Annotated in this window: 4 protein-coding genes; 2 read left to right on the forward strand and 2 right to left on the reverse strand. The window is 43.4% G+C overall.

Annotation, left to right across the window (positions count from 1 at the left end; translation table 11 throughout):
• Positions 1–1860 (forward strand): DNA topoisomerase (locus tag WN50_RS10320; protein WP_046280474.1); only part of this gene is annotated, 1860 nt, incomplete at its 5' end.
• 150 nt (positions 1861–2010) lie between these two features.
• Entirely contained in the window at positions 2011–3258 is a 1248-nt protein-coding gene (locus WN50_RS10325) for a DNA cytosine methyltransferase (RefSeq protein WP_046280475.1), read from the forward strand.
• A gap of 84 nt (positions 3259–3342) precedes the next feature.
• Here the strand turns inward: WN50_RS10325 and tatC are convergent, their stop codons facing one another.
• Together tatC and WN50_RS10335 are read right to left on the reverse strand one after the other, a co-directional pair.
• Positions 3343–4170, reverse strand: a complete 828-nt coding sequence (tatC, locus tag WN50_RS10330) for a twin-arginine translocase subunit TatC (protein ID WP_063847378.1) — start codon at positions 4168–4170, stop codon at positions 3343–3345.
• 346 nt (positions 4171–4516) lie between these two features.
• Positions 4517–5393, reverse strand: an 877-nt coding sequence (locus tag WN50_RS10335; protein WP_235440904.1) for an RNA-guided endonuclease InsQ/TnpB family protein, incomplete at its 5' end; no start/stop codon positions are given.

Here is a 5393-nt window from a genome sequence, read left to right on the forward strand (position 1 = left end):
GTCAGTAATATCGAAGAACGTCCTGTTACCCGCAAACCCGCCCCCCCGTTTACGACTTCCACCCTCCAACAAGAAGCCAACCGCAAATTGCGACTGAGTGCGCGTCAGACGATGCAAGTGGCTCAAGGGTTGTACGAACGGGGCTTTATCACCTATATGCGAACCGACTCCGTTCACCTATCTGAACAGGCGATAGAAGCGGCTCGGGCCTGCGTTGAGGAGAAATACGGCAAAAACTACCTCAGTCCCAAACCCCGCCAATATACGACCAAAACAAAAGGCGCTCAAGAAGCCCACGAAGCCATCCGTCCGGCGGGAAGTCGTTTCCGCACGCCCCAAGAAACCTCTCTCGGCGGAAATGACCTGAAACTCTATGATTTGATTTGGAAGCGAACCGTCGCTTGTCAGATGGCCGACTCCCAACAAACCAACATTTCTGTTGAGTTGCAAGTCGAAAATGCGGGTTTTCGTTCCAGTGGAAAACGCATTGATTTTCCCGGCTTCTTACGGGCCTATGTCGAAGGTTCTGATGATCCCGAAGCAGCCTTAGAAAACCAAGAAGTATTACTTCCGCCTCTGAAAGTGGGCGATCATCCCAAATGTCAGGAACTCGAAGCCATTAGCCACGAAACCCAGCCCCCCGCTCGGTTTACAGAAGCGTCTCTGGTGAAAACCCTCGAAAGTGAAGGCGTTGGCCGACCCAGTACCTACGCCAGTGTCATTGGCACCATTATTGATCGCGGCTATGCTCAGTTAAAAGGAAATGCCCTCATCCCGACGTTTACGGCGTTTGCGGTGACGAATTTACTGGAAAAACATTTCCCCGACTTGGTAGATATTGGGTTCACCGCCCGCATGGAAAATACCCTCGATGATATTGCGGAGGGAGAGGCGAGTTGGCTTCCCTATTTGCAGAAGTTTTATTCGGGAGATCAGGGGTTAGAAACGCAAGTTCGGGAACAGGAAAGTCAAATTGATGCCAAAGTTGCTCGGACTATCGAACTCGAAAAACTGGGGGGTGAAACCGATGGTATTCTCTATCGGGTTTGTATTGGCAAGTTTGGGCCGTATATTGAAGCGGAAAATGGCTCAGAAATCGTTACGGCTTCTATTCCGCAAGACTTAACCCCGGCGGATCTGACGCCTGAGTTGGTGCAAGAACTGCTTCAGCAAAAAACCGAAGGCCCTGAAAAGTTAGGGCTGCATCCCGAAACGGGAGAAGGGATTTTTATGTTGATTGGCCCCTATGGCCCCTATGTGCAGTTGGGTGAGGAGTCTGAGGAGAATAAAAAACCCAAGCGGGTGTCTTTACCCAAAGGCGTTGAAAAGGATAGCGTGACTTTTGACATGGCGGTGGGTTTACTGTCATTACCGCGACTGTTGGGGGTTCATCCTGAAACGGGGGCGAAAGTCAAAGCGGCAATTGGACGGTTTGGCCCCTATGTTGTCCATGATCAGGGTAAAGAGGGGAAAGACTATCGTTCCATTAAAGCTCCGGATGATGTGTTGAGTATTACGTTAGATCGGGCCTTGGAAATGTTGGCTCAACCGAAAGCTAGTCGAGGTACTCGGCGCACGGCGACCCCCTTACGAGAGTTAGGCGCTCATCCTGAAGATAACGAACCTGTGAACGTTTATGATGGCCGTTATGGTCCTTACGTTAAACATGGGAAAACCAATGCTTCTGTTCCAAAAGAAGTAACCGTTGAGGATGTAACCTTAGAGCAGGCGTTGGAATGGTTGGCGGCGAAAGCAAGTTCCGGTTCAAAGTCGAAAACAAAGTCGAAAACAACAGGAACTACGACTAAAACAACAGGAACGACTAAGCGTTCAAGCACTCGTAAGAAAACCACCAAATAAGCTCCCAAAATTCATCCCAAAATATTCTAGAGGCGTTCTTCTTGAACGTCTTTAGTTATCGCAGTGAGCGCTGGTATAAAATTCTTGAATTTCAATCACTTTATAAGTATCACTCCATAGAATATCAGGCGGGTATAGCAGTACCAAATTATGTATGAAGGAAGATTTTTCAAGAAGCAAAATCTGAAAGCCTTAAGCTTTTTTTCCGGATGTATGGGCTTAGATTTAGGACTGGAAGAGGAAGGAATTAAGGTGCTTCTCGCCTGCGAGATCGATGCCGCAGCCCGAAAAACAATAGAAGCAAATCGACCAGATGTGGCACTCATCGGAGATATTAGAGACTACTCAGCCACAGCAATTAAGGAAAAAGCAGGTTTGAGTCCTGACGAAGAAATCGATCTAATCGTTGGTGGGCCTCCTTGTCAAGCTTTCAGTAGTGCGGGTAAACGACAAGGGTTCAATGATGAACGAGGAAATGTCTGTTTAACGTTTATCGATTTAATAATTGAACTACAACCCAAGTTCGCAGTAATTGAAAATGTTCGAGGGTTATTATCAGCAACATTAAAGCATAGACCTCATAATATGAGAGGTAAAAACTATCCACCTTTATCACCCGATGAACAACGGGGAAGCGCACTACTTTTTATCACTCATAAATTGAAAGAAGCTGGGTATAGTATTTCTTTCAACTTATATAATACTGCCAATTTTGGAACTCCACAACAACGAGAAAGAATTATTATTACTTGTAGCCGGGATGGAAAAAAACTTCCCTACCTAACACCGACTCACTCAGAGAAAGGTTTATATAATCTTCCGCGATGGCGAACATTGAGAGAGGCGCTAGAAGGACTTCCTCAGAATGAACATCATTTTGTCAAGTTCCCAGAAAAACGACTTAAATATTATCGACTGTTAAAAGCTGGACAACATTGGCGAGATTTGCCAGTAGAATTACACCAAGAAGCTTTAGGAGGTTCTTATCATGCAGGCGGTGGAAAAACAGGCTTTTATCGAAGGTTAGCCTGGGATAAGCCTTCTCCTACATTGTTGACACATCCGGCTATGCCTGCAACTGATTTAGCACATCCAGAAGAAGATAGACCCCTCAGTATTGAAGAGTACAAGCGAATACAAGAGTTTCCAGATGATTGGATAATTTTAGGAAGTTTACTGGATCAATATCGACAAGTTGGAAATGCAGTCCCCTGTTCTTTGGGAAGAGCGATCGCTAGAATGTTATTGATTCATCTCAAAGGTAAAACACCTATTATTTACCCAGACTTTCCCTATTCCCGTTATCACAATACTGATGATATGAGTTGGATGATTGAAACATTAAGTGAGCTTGAAAAAACAAGGGAAGAACAGCTTTCTTTCCTTATTATGCAATAAAGCAATTAATTGGAAATATTGAAGTAGGAAGATTATACTTTGCTTAACTCACTATTAGAGCTTTAATTTTTTGAGTTTACAAAATTATTTTCCTAACACCTTAACCACTCCAATTCCTCCAAAATATAGCATCACAACCGATCCACCTAATAAACTTTGAGTCAAAGGATCAGTAGAAGGGGTTAAAATAGCCCCAGCAACAAAGGCACCTAACACCACATATTTCCAACCGGAAAACATCTTTTTAGATGACACAATTCCGAGTAGCCCTAACAAAATCTGAATCACCGGAACTTGGAACGATAACGCGGTGACAAACAATAATTTTAACACAAAAGAAAAATACTTTTCTATCGACCAGAACTGTTCAACCACATCGCCGCCATAACCAATAAAAAACTTCAGTGCAGCCGGAACAATCGCCACATAAGCAAACACCAAACCCACACCAAACAGAATTGTTGAACCAAAGAATATCGGCCCTAAAAATCGACGTTCTTGAACACTAATTCCGGGTAAAACAAACCTGACAACTTGATAGAGAATAAACGGACTCGCCAACACTAACCCACTGTAACCCGCCACTTGTATTGAAACGAAGAAATATTCTCCGGGTGCCAGTTGCAGAAACTTCACCCCTTGGGCGGGTTTTTGTAAAACTTCAACAATAGAATTGGCAAAAATAAAACAACCCACCGCCGAAATAACGACTGCAATTAACGAATAAAAAATCCGTTGTCGTAACTCTTCTAAATGATCAAATAACGACATTTCCACTTCATCGGGAAATTCATCACCTGAATTCATTTTCTCTTCTTCAGGATTCATCAAGACTTCGGAAGGCAAACTGTCTTCAGTAACAGCAACACCGTTCTTATTTGAACCAGATTCAGGAGTTTCTAGAGGTGTCATATCGAGTTAATAATTTCAATAATCAAGATTTCAGCAGATGATTAACTATTGTATCGTCTCTCGTGCAGAAACTCGATAATAGCTAGGGTAATCCAATCCCAGACCTCTTTCCTCAGCAATCACCAAAGCAACAGTTTGATGTACCTCAGATCTTGCATCAGGGTGACAAACCCGGTTTCTTGCAGATGTTTAAACCTCAAAACCCAGAATTTTAGTCTAGAAACCGGGTTTCTGCAACAGTTTGATGCACTCAACTTTCTCATAGATTACCGTTCGGCAATCTTTTGGACGAATTAGTTATCATCAATTGACACTCCCACGTCGTAAACGACGGGGATTCTTCATTCTACGACTCAACTTGCTGAGACAGGATTTCTCCTATCACAGTAGAGGTAAAATCTCCTGTTCGCCGCAGGCGTTCCCGAAGGGTAGCGTTTTGATCTAAGATCCAAGTTCCGCTATGCCCTAGCGTACTCAAAGCTGAATTCAGAATATTAATTGCGGCATTATGATCCCTGTCTAACTCGCACCCACACTGACAAATATGAGTTCGAGTTGATAGAGATTTTTTAACAATCGCACCACAATTAGAGCAGGTTTGGGAGGTATAAGCAGGGTTAACAGCAACTGTTACCCGACCGAACTTGCTTCCAAAATACTCTAACCATTTTCTGAATTGATACCAACCCGCATCATTAATTGACTTGGCTAGACAATGATTCTTTACTAAGTTCTTAATCCTCAAATCTTCGTAGGCGACCAAATCGTTTGATTGGATTACGCAACGCGCCAGTTTTTTAGCGTGTTCTAGCCTTCGGCGGGCTACGCCTACACGTTGTCTACTTATTTTGAGGTGTGCTTTGCCCAGTCGTTTAATGGCTTTTAATCGGTTGGCACTGCCAATATTTTTTCTTGAAACACGTCTTTGATAAAGCTTTAATTGCTTTTCGTTTTTTCTGTAGAAACGAGGGTTGGGTTCACTGTTGCCATTACTATCGGTGTAGAACTCTTTTAATCCTACATCTAACCCAATTGTTTTCCCTGTCGGTTGTGTTTTTACCTTCACATCGACTTGGATGCAAAATTGAACGTAATACCCATCTGCCCTTCTAACCAACCTCACTCGTTTAATTTGTTCGACTGGATAAAATGCCAGATCCCAAGTTCCGACAAGCTTGAGTTTTCCAATCCCCTTTTTGTCGATAAATTCGATATGTTTGGGG

Source organism: Limnoraphis robusta CS-951, assembly GCF_000972705.2.